This window comes from Roseomonas sp. CAU 1739 (genome assembly GCF_039839775.1).
Lineage (GTDB): Bacteria > Pseudomonadota > Alphaproteobacteria > Acetobacterales > Acetobacteraceae > Neoroseomonas.
The window spans coordinates 1-14,068 of record NZ_JBDOQQ010000019.1; the positions used below are offsets into that span (position 1 = coordinate 1).

Consider the following 14,068-nt stretch of genomic DNA (forward strand, 5'->3'; position numbering starts at 1 on the left):
GGGGTCGCTGCTGCAGGCGGCACTGTTCGTCCAGACCGTGCAGGAACGACAGGGCCTGCAGGTCGGCTGCCCCGAGGAAATCGCATTCCGCATGGGCTTCATCAACGCCGAAGCCCTGGCGCGGCAGGCCGCAGCGCTCGGCAAGACGGCCTATGGCGTCTATCTGCGCGATTTGGCGGCGGGCAAGTTGGCGTGAGAGTCGAACGCCTTGCCATCCCGGACGTTCTGCTGATCGAGCCTGTCCGCCACGGCGATGCACGCGGCTTCTTCTCCGAAGTCTGGTCGTACCGTGTCCTGTCCGCCTACGGCATCGCGCAGGACTTCGTGCAGGACAACCATGCGTCCTCGGCCCCGCAATGGGTCTTGCGCGGCCTGCATTTCCAGCGCCCGCCCTCGGCGCAGGGCAAGCTGATCCGCGTCTCGCGCGGAGCCATCCTGGATGTCGCGGTCGATATCCGCGCTGGCTCCTCCACCTATGGCCGGCATGTAGCGGAGGTGCTGAGCGCCGAGAACTGGCGTCAGATGTGGGTGCCGCGCGGCTTCGCCCATGGCTATTGCACGCTCGAACCCGATACCGAGGTGCAATACAAGACCGACGCCTACTACGACCGCGCCGCCGATGCCGGCATTGCCTGGGACGACGCGGCGCTGGGCATCGCCTGGCCGGTCGATGCCGCGGCGGCCGTGCTGTCCGACAAGGATCGCAACGCGCCGCGCCTCGCAGACATCCCGCCGCCCTTCCCGCCGGGTTCATGGTGATGCGCCGGGTCCTGGTTACCGGCCGGGGCGGCCAGCTCGCAACGGCGCTGGCAACCGCGCTGCCGGCCCAGGGCTTCGAGGCGATCGCCATTGGCCGTCCCGACATCGATTTCGCGGCCCCGGCCAGCATCACCGACGCGTTGTCCGCCGCCCGGCCTGATGCGGTGGTCAACTGCGCCGCCTGGACCGCCGTTGACGCGGCGGAGGACAATGAGGCGGCCGCCTTCCGCGCCAATGCGACCGGACCGGCGCTGATCGCAGCCCGGTGCGCCGTCGCCGGTATCCCGCTGATCCAGGTGTCGACGGACTATGTCTTCGACGGGCGCAAGGGCGCGCCCTATGTCGAGACGGACCTGCCCAACCCGCTCGGTGCCTATGGACGGACCAAGTTGGCGGGGGAATGGGCGGCGCTGGCGAGCAATCCACGCACGGTGGTGCTGCGCACCGCCTGGGTCTTCGCCGCGACCGGCACCAACTTCCTGCGCACCATGCTGCGGCTGGGCGCGGAACGGCCCGCATTGCGCATCGTTGCCGACCAGCAGGGCAGCCCCACCGCCGCGCCAGACCTTGCTGACGCGATCGCGACCGTGCTGTCCTGTATCCGGGCCGATGGCTGGCGGGATGCGCATCGTGGCGTGTTCCACGCGACCGGCACCGGCTTCACGACCTGGCATGGCTTTGCCGAGGCGATCTTCGCCGCCGGCGGGCCCCGGCCGGTGGTGCAGGCCATCACGACGGCCGACTACCCGACCCGAGCCGCCCGCCCGGCGGATGGGCGGCTCGATTGTGGGCGGCTCGCCACGACGTTCGGCGCGCGTCTGCCCCCCTGGCAGGAGGGTCTGATGCGTGTGCTGCGGGACGTGAAGCCGGCATGACCAGCGCCCAGGCTGGAGGGGCCTTGCCCCTCCAGACCACCCCACCAAAGGCCCAAGGCCTTTGGAAACCGATCCTTGGCGCCATCGTCCCGACGCGCGTTCGGGGCACGGATGCGCCCGCCGGCCAGGCGCCAAGAACCCGCATTCCAAAGGCCCGTTGGCCTTTGGTGGGGGTGGCCCGGAAGGGGCAAGGCCCCCTCCGGTTCCTCCACGCCCTGGCCCTGGCCCTCACTCTGCCCCTCGCCCCCGCCTTCGCCGCCTCCTGCCCCACCCAGCCGCAGCCGCCCATCGTCTCGGCGGGCCTGGCCGATGCCCTGCTGCGCCCGGGCGGCGTGCGCATCGTCGCACTCGGCTCCTCCTCGACCGCCGGCTCGGGCGCTTCGGATGCCGCGCACGCCTATCCGGCGCTGCTCGAGGCGCGGCTGCGCGCAGCACTCGGTCCCGGCATCACGGTGTTCAATCGCGGCCAGGGCGGCGAGGATGCCGACAACATGCTCGAACGCATCGGCCGCGATGCGATCGCGGAGCGGCCGGACCTGGTGATCTGGCAGCTCGGCGCCAATGCCGCCATGCGGCAGATGGACCCCGACCGGTTCGCGCGCTTTGTACGCCAGGGTGTCGGCCAGCTCCGCCAGGCCGGAATCGATGTTGTCCTGATGGACAACCAGCGGGCCCCGAGGATCACCGCGCATCCCGGCAATCGCCGCTTCGATGCCATCCTGGCCGAGATCGCCACAAGCACACCCGGGGTGACACTGTTCTCCAGGGGGCGGCTGATGGATGGCTGGGCCGCCGCCGGCGTGCCGGCCGAGGCGCTGCTGGTCTCCGATGGGCTGCACCACAACGACCGCGGATATGCCTGCGTCGCGGACGCCCTGGCCGATGCCTTGCTGGCCGGATTGCCGATCCGTTCCGCGCGGATGCCCTGAAACGCCGGACACGGACCACGGCCTTATTGGTCGACATCCGCCGATAGCAAGCCTATTTGCGCTGCATCGCATGCATATCCCAGTTGCGCAGCAGCAACGTGGATTGCCTTCCCACTCCACTGTATGACCACTCTGTTACGTTGTCGTGATCACAAATCGGCGATCTGTCGCCGCCAGAGAGTGCACCATGCTTGAGGGCCTCACGGCCAGCACCACCGCGTCGTTGCAGCTGCACGCGGTGCGACCGGACGGACTCGCGGGCTTCCTCGCAGGTTTGCAGGATTCCGCCGGGGCGTTCGTGCGCGCCACGGGCTTTGCCGCGAAGGCCGGTGAATGGGCGCTGCTGCCAGGCCCTGATGGGCTTGCCGGGGCGGTGGTCGGCCTTGGCACCGAAACCAGCGCCTGGAGCTATGGCGGGCTTCCCCACGCCCTGCCGGCCGGCAGCGCTTGGCGGCTTGCGCCCGGGGCGGGCGATGCCGGGCTCGCCGCGCTCGGCTGGGCGCTCGGCGCCTATCGTCCCCGCCTGCACAAGGCGGGCGGACGTGCCCCGGCGCTACTGCACCCCCCTGCGGGAACGGCGGCCGCGGTGATGACCGCGGAAGCCATCTGCGCCGCGCGCGACTTGATCAATGCGCCCGCAGCCGATCTCGGGCCCGCGGAACTCGCCGCGGCCGCCGTCGCGCTCGCTGCCCGTCATGGCGGGACCTGCGAGGTGATCGCAGGCGCGGCGCTGGAGCAGGATTTCCCGGCCGTCGCAGCGGTTGGCCGCGGCAGCCCACGTGCGCCCCGCGTCGCCGTGCTGCGCTGGACCGGGGCGGCCGATGGGCCACTGGTCGCCCTGTGCGGCAAGGGCGTCTGCTTCGACACGGGTGGCCTCGACCTCAAGCCGCCATCGTCGATGCTGCGCATGAAGAAGGACATGGGTGGCGCCGCGGCGGTGCTGGCGGTTGCCGAGATGGTGATGCGCTCCGCCCTGCCGGTGCGACTGCTGGTTCTTGTCGGCGCCGTCGAAAACGCCATCTCTGGTGATGCCATGCGCCCGCTGGATGTGCTGCGCACACGCAAGGGGCTGAAGGTCGAGGTCGGTAACACCGACGCCGAAGGCCGGCTCGTGCTGTGCGATCTGCTGACCTATGCGGTGGAACAAGGCCCGGCGGCGCTTGTCGATTGCGCCACCTTGACCGGCGCGGCGCGAGTCGCGCTCGGCCCTGATCTGCCCGCCTTGTTCTGCAACAACGACGCCATGGCCACCCGGCTGCTATCGGCGGCGGATGCCGCGCAGGATCCCATGTGGCGGCTTCCGCTGCACGACGGTTACGAATCGTGGCTCGACAGCCCCTTCGCGGAATTGTCCAACGTGTCCCAGAAACCGATGGCGGGCGCGATCACCGCCGCCTTGTTCCTGCGGCGCTTCGTGCCGCCGGATGTCCCCTGGGCGCATCTGGATATGTATGCCTGGAACGATGCCAACCGACCTGGCCGGCCTGAAGGCGGCGAGGCCCAATGCGCCCGCGCCCTACACGCCATGATTGCAAACATGACTCAAGGCTTCCACCCTGCGACGAGTGCTTGAGATTCTCGTCGCTTTCCCTTGCCGCAAAGGCACCAGACGGACGGCGATGCCGCCCCAAGCGCATATTAAGGAATAAACCATGACCCTCCCTGGAAACCCCGACCAGAACATCGGCATCCTCCGCGAGACCATCGTCGCACTCGTTCGCAGCGACGGACCCGACCTGTCGGCCCGCCAGCTGGCGGTGCTGCTGACGGTCTATCTTGGGGAAGGCCCGCACACGGTGCGCGGCCTGGCCAATGACCTCAACGTCTCGAAGCCGGCCATCACCCGTGCGCTGGACCGCCTGGGCGAACTCGACCTCGCGCGGCGCAAGGTGGACCCGGCCGACCGCCGCAGCGTGCTGGTGCAGCGCACACCGAAGGGCACGACCTTCCTGCACGATCTGCGCAACGTGATGACCGAGGCTGCGAAAGGCACCACGGAGGCGAAGCTGCTGGCGGCGCCGGAACAGCCCGCGCTGCGCGCGGTCTGAGAGCGGGGTCCGGGGATGGGGCTGCCCCTCCCCGGCACCGCCGGGGCGCTGCGTGATCGGCGCCCATGCTGCGTGTTATGGGCTGCGGAGAGGCGCTTTGCCGCCCTCCGGACCCTGCCCCACCAAATGCACAATATCAGCGGCCCATTTCATGGACCGTTGGGCTTCTACCTTTGATGCCCTTGAACGCCGGGCGCAAACCTCCAGCATGCTGGGCTTTCGCTGGACTCCCGGCGTGCCGCATTGGCGGCCTCGTCCCGGGCACCTCGACCTGGCGCCGGGCGCCTCATCACGCTGCACATCCGCCAACCATGATGCGCAGCGCCGAGTCCCCGCGGTCCAGGGGCCCGCAGGCCCCTGGTGGGGTGGCTTGGAGGGGCAAGGCCACTCCATTCCGAATGCTCAATACCCCGCCGAGAAATCCACCAGATTGATCAGTGGCCGGCCGGCCCGCGCCCGGTGGATGTTCTCCACCACCTGCGGCGCGGCGCTGGACGGGATGGTGATGCTCGCCGCATGCGGCGTCAGGATCACCTTCGGATGCGTCCAGAAGGGGCTTTCCTCGGGCAGCGGCTCGGGCTCGAACACATCGAGCGCCGCACCGGCCAGATGGCCTGAATCGAGAGCCGCCAGCACATCCGCCGCGACCATGTGCCCGCCGCGCGCGGAATTCAGCAGATAGCCGCCCGGCTTCATCGCACCGAGCAGCCGCGCATCGATCACGCCACGGGTGTCGGGCGTCAGCGGCAACAGGCAAACCAGCATGTCGGCGCGCGCCGCCATGGCCATCAGCCCATCCGCGCCGTGGAACATCTCGACGCCATCGACCGCCTTCGGCCGGCGCGACCAGCCCATCACCGGGAAGCCGAGGGCGATCAGCGCGCGGGCCGAATCGCCGCCGAGTTCCCCAAGGCCAAGGATGCCGATCCGCCGTGCCGAGGTTTCCGGCGCCGGCAGCTCATGCCAGACCTTGCGCGCCTGCTGGTCGCGGTATTCCAGGTCCTGCCGGTGGAAACGAAGCACGTTCAGCAGCACCCACTCGGTCATGCCCTGGGTCAGCCGCGTATCCAGCAGCCGCGCCACCGGCACACCCGGCGGCGGCCCCGGCGGACGGAACAGATGGTCCACGCCAGCGCCCATGGACACGATCACGCGCAAATTCGGGTAGCGGCGCAGTTCCATCATGTCGTGCGCGGTCCAGACCACCGCGGCCTCGATGTCCTCGGCAGCGCCGATATCGGGGAACAGCCGGACATCGAGCGACGGATCGACGGCCAGCAGCGCGTCCTTCCAGTCCTGCATGGTGTGCGCCTTGGTCGACAGCAGGACGGCCATCAGCCTTGCCCTTTCAATTCGGCATCGATCGCGGTCACGAAATCCCGCCAGGAATCGCGCCGCGTCGCCGCGCGCTCCGTCCCGTCGGGCATCTTCGCGTAGAAACTCAATATGCCCTGCGTCCACAGCGCATCGAAATGCGCCGGCGATTGCAGGGCGAAGGCCGCGGTGCGGTCGAACACGCCGTCCTTCACCTTCGGCATGATCCTGGTGAACCACCACCAGCAGCCGAGGCCGAGCACGGCCGTGCCGGCCCAGGGGCCGCCCTGACGGATGCCGATCGGGTCGAGCAGCAGGCCGCCCCATTTCAGCGCGGCGACCGAGGCCAGCAGCACGAGCCCCGCCGGCCAGACATTCTCCCAGGACCGGTACACCGGCGATCCCGGCGAATTCATCCTGCGGATATGCACGCCGAGCTTGATATGCCCGGCATCCAGCAGCGCCTTCAGCGTCTCGAGTTCGTTCAATTCCGCAGCCCCGGGGCGGCCTCCGCACGCAAATCGAAGGCGGCGGCCATCAGCGCGCGGGTGTAGGCTTCCCGCGGCGCGGCGACAACCTGGGCGGCCTCGCCTTCCTCGACCACCTTGCCGTCCTTCAGCACGATGATGCGGTGGGCCATGGCGCGCACCACGCGCAGGTCGTGGGAGATGAACAGGTAGGCCAGGCGATGCTTCGCCTGCAGGTCGCGCAGCAATTCCACCACCTGCGCCTGCACGCTGACGTCGAGCGCGCTGGTCGGTTCGTCCAGCACCAGGAAGCGCGGCTTGAGCACGAGCGCGCGGGCGATGGCGATGCGCTGGCGCTGGCCACCGGAGAATTCATGCGGGTAGCGTTCGGCCATCTCCGGCGCCAGGCCGACTTCCTCCAGCGCGGTCGCCACCGTCTTCGCGCGCTGCACGCCGGTCAGGCCGGGTTCGTGGACGGCCAGGCCCTCGCCGACGATCTCGCCCACGCTCATGCGCGGGGACAGCGCGCCGAAGGGGTCCTGGAAAACGATCTGCATCCGCCGGCGCAGCGGCCGCAGCGCGCCGCGGTCCAGCGCCTGGATGTCGCGCCCCTCGAAGCGGATCGCGCCCGCGCTCTGTTCCAGCCTCAGCATCGCCAGGCCGAGCGTGGTCTTGCCCGATCCAGATTCACCGACGAGGCCGACCGTCTCGCCTTCGCGGACGCTCAGCGTGACGCCATCGACGGCGCGCACCTCGGCAACCACGCGCCGCATCAGGCCACGGCGGATCGGGAAGACGACCTTCACCTGGTCGCCGTGCATGATCTCCGCCGCGCCGTTCGCGACCGGGGCGGGCTGGCCGCGCGGCTCGGTGGCGATCAGCATGCGGGTGTAGTCGTGCCGCGGGGCGGCGAAGACGGTCGCGACATCGCCCTGCTCGACCGCATGTCCGTCCTTCATCACCACCACGCGGTCGGCATGCTTCTTCACGATGTTCAGATCATGGGTGATCAGCAGCAGCGCCATGCCGAGCTCGCGCTTGAGCTGTTCCAGCAATTCGAGGATCTGCGCCTGGATCGTCACGTCGAGTGCGGTTGTCGGTTCGTCCGCGATCAGCAGCTTCGGATCGTTGGCGAGTGCCGCGGCGATCATTACCCGCTGCCGCTGCCCACCGGAAAGCTGGTGCGGATAGGCGCCGAGCCGGTCCTCCGCCTTGGGGAAGCCGGCACGGCGCAGCAATTCGATGGCGCGAGCGCGCAGCGCCGCGCCGGACAGCGGCTGGTGCAGCGTGATCGCCTCGGCGACCTGGCGTTCCACGGTATGCAGCGGGTTCAGCGAGGTCATCGGTTCCTGGAACACCATCCCCGCGACACCACCGCGCAGGCGCCGCAGGTCGGCTTCGGGAGCGGTCAGCACCTCCGTGCCGTCCAGGATGATGCGCCCTTCCGGATTGGCACCGGCGATCGGCAACAGCCGCAGGCAGGACAGTGCCGTGACCGACTTGCCCGACCCGGATTCGCCGACCAGCGCGACCGTCTCGCCACGCTCGACGCTGAAGGAGACACCCTGAACCACGCGCTTGCCGCGGAAGGCGACCGAGAGGTTGTCCACTGTCAGCAGCGCCGCTTCAGCCTGGCGCGGCCGATCCAGCGCACCGCGCCCTTCGGCGCTCCGATCATCGGACACGCTCATCGCCCACCCCCCGGCAGCTTGCGGGGGTCGAAGGCGTCGCGCACGCCCTCACCCACGAAGATCAGCAGCGTCAGCATCCCGCCCAGCACCACGAAGCCCGTCATCGCCAGCCAGGGTGCAGTCAGGTTGTTCTTGCCCTGGTTCACCAGCTCCCCCAGCGACGGCGAACCCGGCGGCAGTCCGAAGCCGAGGAAATCGAGGCTCGCCAGCACCGTCACCGACCCAGACAGCACGAAGGGCAGGAAGGTCAGCGTCGCGACCATCGCGTTCGGCAGGATGTGGCGGAACATCACCACCGTATCGCCCACGCCCAGCGCCTTGGCCGCGCGGACATAGTCGAAATTGCGCCCGCGCAGGAATTCCGCCCGCACCACGCCGGTCAGCCCCATCCAGGAGAATAGCAGCAGGAAGACCAGCAGCACCCAGAAGGTCGGCTCGATGATGCTGGCCAGGATGATGAGCAGGTACAGCTGCGGCATGCCCGACCAGATCTCGATGAAGCGCTGGAACAGCAGGTCGGTCAGCCCACCATAGAAGCCCTGCACCGCCCCCGCCGCGATGCCGATGACCGATGACACGATGGTCAGTGTGAAGCCGAACAGCACCGAGATGCGGAAGCCGTAGATGACGCGCGCCAGCACATCCCGCGCCTGGTCATCCGTGCCGAGCCAGTTTCTCGCTGAAGGCGGCGATGGCGCAGGCTGGCCAAGGTCCCGCACCACCGTGCGGTAGGAATAGGGCACCAGCGGCCAGACCATCCAGCCGCCCTTGGCGGTGAAATCCTCCTGGAAGCCGCGGTCATGCCAATCGGCCAGCGTCGGCAGGCCATCCTCGATCAGGTCGCTCTCGGCATAGTCGGCGAGCACCGGAACGAACCAACGGCCATCGACCTTCGCGACCAGCGGGCGGTCATTGGCGATGAACTCCGCGAATAGCGTCACGAAGAACAGGAAGCCGAAGATCACCAGCGAGACGTAGCCGCGGCGGTTGGCGCGGAAATTCGCGAGGCGGCGACGGGTGATGGGGGTCATGGTGCGGCTCCCGGGTGCGGGGCTTTGCCCCACACCGGACCCCTCCCCACCAAAGGCCAACGGGCCTTTGGAATGCGGGGAATTGGCGTCGGGCGGCGGCGCCGGGCCGCAAGCGAGGGGCGCGCGCCGGGCATTTGGGGGGGACGGGCACAACGCACCCGCCGACACGCCGGAGCAACCGCCCCGCCCGGCGCCAAGATCGAGGTTTCCAAAGGCCTTAAGCCTTTGGTGGGGGAGGTTTGGAGGGGGCAAAGCCCTCTCCAACTACGCGCGCCGCCCATCACCGACGTGCCTCGAAATCGATCCGCGGATCGACCAGCGTGTAGGTGAAGTCGCCGACGATCTGCATCACCAGCCCGAGCAGCGTGAAGATGTACAGCGTCGCGAACATCACCGGATAATCACGCCGGATCGCGCTCTCGAACCCCAGCAGCCCGAGGCCATCGAGCGAGAACACGATCTCCGTCAGCAACGCGCCGGTGAACAGGATGCCGATGAAGGCCGCCGGAAAACCGGCGATGATCAGCAGCATCGCGTTGCGGAAGATGTGGCCGTACAGGATGCGGTGTTCGGGGTTGCCCTTGGCGCGGGCGGTCACGGTGTATTGCTTGCCGATCTCGTCCATGAAGGCGTTCTTGGTCAGCATGGTCAGCCCGGCGAAGCCGCCGATCACCAGCGTCAACGTCGGCAGCACCATGTGCCAGGCGTAGTCCAGCGCGCGTTGCGCGAAGGGCAGCGTGTCGGCGCCGGGGCTCGATAGTCCTCGCAGCGGGAACCATTGGAAGAACGATCCGCCGGCGAAGAACACCACCAGCAGGATGGCGAACAGAAAGCCCGGGATGGCATATCCCACCAGCACGACACCCGATGTCGCGACGTCGAAGCGCGAGCCGTCCTGCACCGCCTTGCGGATGCCGAGCGGGATCGAGACGAGATAGATGATCAGCGTGGACCACAGGCCGAGGCTGATGGAGACGGGCATCTTCTCGAGGATCAGGTCCACCACCGGCCGGTCGCGGAACAGAGATCGCCCGAAATCGAGCGTGAGGTAGCCTTTCATCATCTCGAAGAAGCGCGTGCTCGCCGGTTTGTCGAAACCGAAGGCGCGCTCGATCTCGGCGACGATGGCGGGATCAAGCCCGCGCGCACCACGGTAATTGCCGACGGGGCCGGACCCGCCACCACCGCCACCCCCGCGCTGTTCGGCCGCATTGGGTCCGCGGATTTCGCCGCCGCCTTCGCCGGTCACGCGCCCGAGCGTCGATTGCCCCTCCCCGCGCAGCTCGGCGAGCATCTGCTCGACCGGGCCGCCCGGGGCGAATTGCACGACGGCGAAGTTGATGATGATGATGCCGAGCAGCGTCGGCACCACCAGCAGCAGTCGCCGGACCAAATAGGCGCCCATCCTAGCCGCGCGTCACAGGCTGCGGCGGGCTTCAGCCAGCGCGCGATCGCGCACCGGATCGATCCACCACGCATTGGGGAAAGCGAGACCGTAGCGCGGATTGCGGTCCGGCCGGCCGAACTTGTCCCAGAAGGCGATGCGGAAGGCCGGCAGGTGCCATTGCGGGATGACGAAATTGTGGTGCAGCAGCACGCGGTCCAGCGCACGGGTGCGCGCGACCAGCTCCTCATAATTCGGCGCGGCGATCACCAATTCGACCAGTTCGTCGATCGCCGGGTCGGCGAAGCCGGCGACGTTCTGGCTGCCGTTCTCGGCGGCCTTGGCGCTGCTGAAATAGTCGCGCTGCTCGTTGCCCGGGGAGAAGCCCTGGCCCATCGAATCGACGGTCATATCGAAGTCGAAGGCGTCGATGCGCACCTGGTACTGCGCGGGATCGACGGTACGCACGCGGGCGGTGATGCCGAGCCGCTCCAGCCACTGCACATAGGGCAGCGCGATGCGTTCGAAGGTCGCGCCCTGCAGCAGGATCTCGAATTCGAAGGGACGGCCCTGCGCATTCACGAGGCGGCGGTCACGCACGGTCCAGCCCGCTTCGCGCAGCAGCGCGAGCGCACGCCGCGCGCCCTCGCGATTGTTGCCGGTGCCGTCGGTGACCGGCAGCTTGTATTCCTCGGTGAAGACGGTGGCCGGGACACGGCCACGGAAGCCTTCCAGGATCGCCTTCTCGCGCTCTTCCGGCAGGCCGCGCGAGGCGAAGTCGGAATTCGAGAAGAAGGACGTGGTCCGCGCATAGGCGCCGTAGAACAGGTTCACGTTCATCCACTCGAAGTCGAAGACCTCGATCAGCGCGCGACGGACGCGGGCATCCTGGAACAGCGGGCGACGGAGATTCACCGCGAAGGACTGCATGCCCGTGGGGATCTCGTGGCGGATCTCCTCCTTCTTCACGAGGCCACGGCGCACGGCAGGGAAGTCGTAGCCGGTCGCCCAGTCGCGCGCGACGTTCTCGCTGCGGAAGTCGATCTGGCCGGCCTTGAAGGCCTCGAAGGCCACGGTCGTGTCGCGGAAATACTCGTAGCGCAGCGTGTCGATGTTGTTCAGGCCGCGGCGCACGCCCAGGTCGCGCCCCCAGTAATCCTCGACGCGGCGATAGACGGCGCTGCGGTTCGGTTCGAAGCGTTCCAGCTTGTACGGCCCCGACCCGAGCGGCACATCGAGCGACGGCCGCGCGAAATCCCGCCCTTCCCAGTAATGCTTCGGCAGCACCGGCAGGTCGCCGAGGATCTGCGCGAGTTCGCGGTTGTCGTTGTCCTTGAAGCGGAAGGTGACGCGCTTCGGGCTTTCAGCCACGACCTCGGCCACATCGGCCCAATAGGCGCGGAAGAACGGCCGGCCCTGGGTGCGCAGGGTGTTGAAGGTGAAGACGACGTCCTCGGCCGTGACCGGGCGGCCATCGTGCCAGCGCGCGGCCTCACGCAGTTCGAACGACACACCTTTGCGGTCGGCGGGCAGTTCCACCGTCTCGGCCAGCAGGCCGTATTCGGCGGTCGCCTCGTCCGGGTTGCCGGCCATCAGCGTGTCGTAGATCGATCCGATGCCGACATCCGGCGTGCCGCGCAGGATGTAGGGGTTGAAGCTGTCGAAGGACCCCAGGCGGGTCAGCACCACCTCCCCGCCCTTCAGCGCGGCCGGATTGGCCCAGGGCCAATGCGGGAAATCGACGGGCAGTGCCGGCGGCGCCAGCAGGGACAGGGCATGGGTGCGCACCACCTCCCCTGGCCTGTCGCCCCCGGCCGGGACCACGGCGCGGGCCGCGCGCGGCAGGGCGGTCAGGCCAGCGGGAAGGGCGGCGGCGGCACCAAGTGCGAGGAGGCTGCGACGATTCATGTCCGCAAGATGCGGGTTCCACCCCCGCGCGGCAACGTCTCCGCGCTTACCGATTGGTGAGGAGGCCCACCGCTTCGTCCAGCAGGGCCGGATCTCCGACCGCGAGGATGCGGCCATCCGACTCGGCGGTCAGGGTCTCCCCGCGCCAGCCGGTGACGCGCCCACCTGCGCCTTCGACGACGGGAACCAGGGCGGCCCAGTCCCATATCTTCATCGTGCACTCCGCCACGATATCCACCAGGCCGAGCGCCAGCAGGCCATAGGAATAGCAATCCCCGCCCCAGGTCACCCGTCGGGCGGCGCCGCGCAGGCGCTCAAAACCCGGCCGGTCGGCGGGGGTGAACATGTCGGGGCTCGTGCAGGACAATTCGGCATCGGCAACGGATGCACAGGGCCGGCATGCCGGGGCGCCGCCGATGGGTGCGCGGAACCGCGTCCTGCGCCCCTTCACGCCGACCCAGCGCTCGCCGGTCACGGGCTGGTCGATGATGCCGAGTACCGGCTCACCGCGATGCAGCAGCCCGATCAGGCTGCCGAACAGCGGCCGCCCGGTGACGAAGGCGCGGGTCCCGTCGATCGGGTCCACCACCCAGACCCACTCCGCATCCGGGCGGTCCGCGCCGTGCTCCTCCCCGATCACGCCATGATCGGGGAAGCGATCGGCGATCAGCGCGCGGATGACCTCCTCGGCTTCCTTGTCGGCCCGGGTGACGGGGCTGGCGTCGCCCTTCGCCTCGACCAGCAGGGACGAACGGAACAGCGGCCGGATCACCGCCCCGGCCGCGTCGGCCGCGTCCTCGGCGGCGGTGATGAAGGGATAGCGGATCATGCGGCGGTCTCCGGTCGATACGGGCATGGCGCGCATGCCAAACGAGTCGAAACCCACACCGCCGGCCGCGACGCTGGGCAGGGCACCATGGGGCCACCTGCCCTGGAACAGCGACGGCCCTATCGGATTGCAGCGGTGCCGCGATCCAGGAACGCATGGCGCGACCGCGCCCGATCCGCCCCTCATGCCCAGCGAGCCAGCGAAGTCCGCGCATGCGGGCGCCGGCGCCTGAAGTCAAGGAAGACCCAACCGGACCATGCGATGGTCCGCCTGATCAGGGTGCCGGCGCGCTCGGCGAGATCGACCGCAGATAGGCGATCAGATTGGCGCGCTGCTGCGTATTGGCGAGCCCCGCGAAGGACATCCGGTTGCCCGCGGCATAGGAGCGCGGGCTGTGGATCCAGGCGTTCAGTTCCTCATAGGTCCAGGGCTTGTCGGCCATGCCGCGCAGCGCCTGCGAGTAGTTGAAGCCTTCCATGTGCGCGTGCTTGGCGCCGACGATCCCGTACAGGTTCGGACCCACCGCGGCGCGCCCGCCCTCATTGAAGCTGTGGCAGGAAGCGCATTGCCGCTGCGCGACCTGCTGGCCCGCCGCGACGTCGGCGCTGGCCAGCAGCGGCGTGATCGGGTCCAGTGCCGGGGCGGCGGCCGGTGCCGCGGCCTCGGTCGCTTCGCCAGGCACCGTCATCGCGGCGTGGTGCGGCATGGTCGGGTGGACCAGCTGCCGCCCGATCACCCCGGCCACCGCGAAGGTGATGCCGGCGGTAAGCACCGCCGCGACGATCTTGTTGCCTTCCAGGTTGGTCGCCATGCCGGTCGGGGCCCTTCGTGTC

General features: G+C 68.9%; 13 protein-coding genes and 1 pseudogene. 6 read left to right on the plus strand and 8 right to left on the minus strand.

Annotated elements, in window-relative coordinates:
- The 6 genes and pseudogenes from AAFN86_RS24260 to AAFN86_RS24285 all read left to right on the plus strand — a co-directional run.
- A pseudogene (locus tag AAFN86_RS24260) lies at nt 1-196 on the plus strand (glucose-1-phosphate thymidylyltransferase); the annotation flags it as partial.
- Complete coding sequence (gene rfbC, locus AAFN86_RS24265; protein WP_347546158.1) at nt 193-759, plus strand: dTDP-4-dehydrorhamnose 3,5-epimerase; 567 nt, start codon at nt 193-195, stop codon at nt 757-759. The pseudogene AAFN86_RS24260 and the gene rfbC, both read left to right, overlap by 4 nt.
- Entirely contained in the window at nt 753-1,634 is an 882-nt protein-coding gene (gene rfbD, locus AAFN86_RS24270; RefSeq protein ID WP_347546159.1) for a dTDP-4-dehydrorhamnose reductase, read from the plus strand. The genes rfbC and rfbD overlap by 7 nt, the downstream gene beginning before the upstream one ends.
- Before the next feature lie 173 nt (nt 1,635-1,807).
- A complete protein-coding gene (locus AAFN86_RS24275; RefSeq protein WP_347546160.1) occupies nt 1,808-2,563 on the plus strand; it encodes a GDSL-type esterase/lipase family protein in 756 nt (251 codons plus the stop codon).
- A 187-nt stretch (nt 2,564-2,750) separates the two neighbouring features.
- On the plus strand, nt 2,751-4,136 hold the full coding sequence (locus AAFN86_RS24280) for a leucyl aminopeptidase family protein (RefSeq protein WP_347546161.1): 1,386 nt from the start codon (nt 2,751-2,753) through the stop codon (nt 4,134-4,136).
- Between the two features lie 79 nt (nt 4,137-4,215).
- Nucleotides 4,216-4,611 (plus strand): MarR family transcriptional regulator, encoded by a 396-nt coding sequence (locus AAFN86_RS24285; protein WP_347546162.1) that lies wholly within the window; start codon nt 4,216-4,218, stop codon nt 4,609-4,611.
- A gap of 402 nt (nt 4,612-5,013) precedes the next feature.
- Here the strand turns inward: AAFN86_RS24285 and AAFN86_RS24290 are convergent, their stop codons facing one another.
- The 8 genes from AAFN86_RS24290 to AAFN86_RS24325 all read right to left on the minus strand — a co-directional run bounded on the left by AAFN86_RS24290 (nt 5,014) and on the right by AAFN86_RS24325 (nt 14,046).
- Nucleotides 5,014-5,946, minus strand: a complete 933-nt coding sequence (locus tag AAFN86_RS24290; protein WP_347546164.1) for a glyoxylate/hydroxypyruvate reductase A — start codon at nt 5,944-5,946, stop codon at nt 5,014-5,016.
- Complete coding sequence (locus AAFN86_RS24295) at nt 5,946-6,413, minus strand: hypothetical protein (RefSeq protein WP_347546165.1); 468 nt, start codon at nt 6,411-6,413, stop codon at nt 5,946-5,948. The genes AAFN86_RS24290 and AAFN86_RS24295 overlap by 1 nt, the downstream gene beginning before the upstream one ends.
- Complete coding sequence (locus AAFN86_RS24300; RefSeq protein WP_408906630.1) at nt 6,410-8,041, minus strand: ABC transporter ATP-binding protein; 1,632 nt, start codon at nt 8,039-8,041, stop codon at nt 6,410-6,412. The genes AAFN86_RS24295 and AAFN86_RS24300 overlap by 4 nt, the downstream gene beginning before the upstream one ends.
- A gap of 38 nt (nt 8,042-8,079) precedes the next feature.
- Nucleotides 8,080-9,114: an ABC transporter permease gene (locus AAFN86_RS24305; protein ID WP_347546167.1), complete on the minus strand. Its 1,035-nt coding sequence runs from the start codon at nt 9,112-9,114 to the stop codon at nt 8,080-8,082.
- A 280-nt stretch (nt 9,115-9,394) separates the two neighbouring features.
- Nucleotides 9,395-10,519, minus strand: a complete 1,125-nt coding sequence (locus tag AAFN86_RS24310) for a microcin C ABC transporter permease YejB (protein ID WP_347546168.1) — start codon at nt 10,517-10,519, stop codon at nt 9,395-9,397.
- A gap of 12 nt (nt 10,520-10,531) precedes the next feature.
- Nucleotides 10,532-12,406 (minus strand): extracellular solute-binding protein, encoded by a 1,875-nt coding sequence (locus AAFN86_RS24315; RefSeq protein WP_347546169.1) that lies wholly within the window; start codon nt 12,404-12,406, stop codon nt 10,532-10,534.
- A 46-nt stretch (nt 12,407-12,452) separates the two neighbouring features.
- Complete coding sequence (gene hisN / locus AAFN86_RS24320) at nt 12,453-13,235, minus strand: histidinol-phosphatase (RefSeq protein ID WP_347546170.1); 783 nt, start codon at nt 13,233-13,235, stop codon at nt 12,453-12,455.
- A 274-nt stretch (nt 13,236-13,509) separates the two neighbouring features.
- Complete coding sequence (locus AAFN86_RS24325) at nt 13,510-14,046, minus strand: cytochrome c family protein (RefSeq protein WP_347546171.1); 537 nt, start codon at nt 14,044-14,046, stop codon at nt 13,510-13,512.
- Nucleotides 14,047-14,068 lie beyond the last annotated feature (22 nt).

Bases quoted from the DNA above. Each gene is read 5' to 3' on its own strand.
- AAFN86_RS24310 (WP_347546168.1), bottom strand. From the start codon at position 10,519: ATGGGCGCCTATTTGGTCCGGCGACTGCTGCTGGTGGTGCCGACGCTG.
- AAFN86_RS24315 (WP_347546169.1), bottom strand. From the start codon at position 12,406: ATGAATCGTCGCAGCCTCCTCGCACTTGGTGCCGCCGCCGCCCTTCCC.
- AAFN86_RS24290 (WP_347546164.1), bottom strand. From the start codon at position 5,946: ATGGCCGTCCTGCTGTCGACCAAGGCGCACACCATGCAGGACTGGAAG.
- hisN (WP_347546170.1), bottom strand. From the start codon at position 13,235: ATGATCCGCTATCCCTTCATCACCGCCGCCGAGGACGCGGCCGACGCG.
- AAFN86_RS24285 (WP_347546162.1), top strand. From the start codon at position 4,216: ATGACCCTCCCTGGAAACCCCGACCAGAACATCGGCATCCTCCGCGAG.
- AAFN86_RS24325 (WP_347546171.1), bottom strand. From the start codon at position 14,046: ATGGCGACCAACCTGGAAGGCAACAAGATCGTCGCGGCGGTGCTTACC.
- AAFN86_RS24305 (WP_347546167.1), bottom strand. From the start codon at position 9,114: ATGACCCCCATCACCCGTCGCCGCCTCGCGAATTTCCGCGCCAACCGC.
- rfbD (WP_347546159.1), top strand. From the start codon at position 753: ATGGTGATGCGCCGGGTCCTGGTTACCGGCCGGGGCGGCCAGCTCGCA.
- AAFN86_RS24280 (WP_347546161.1), top strand. From the start codon at position 2,751: ATGCTTGAGGGCCTCACGGCCAGCACCACCGCGTCGTTGCAGCTGCAC.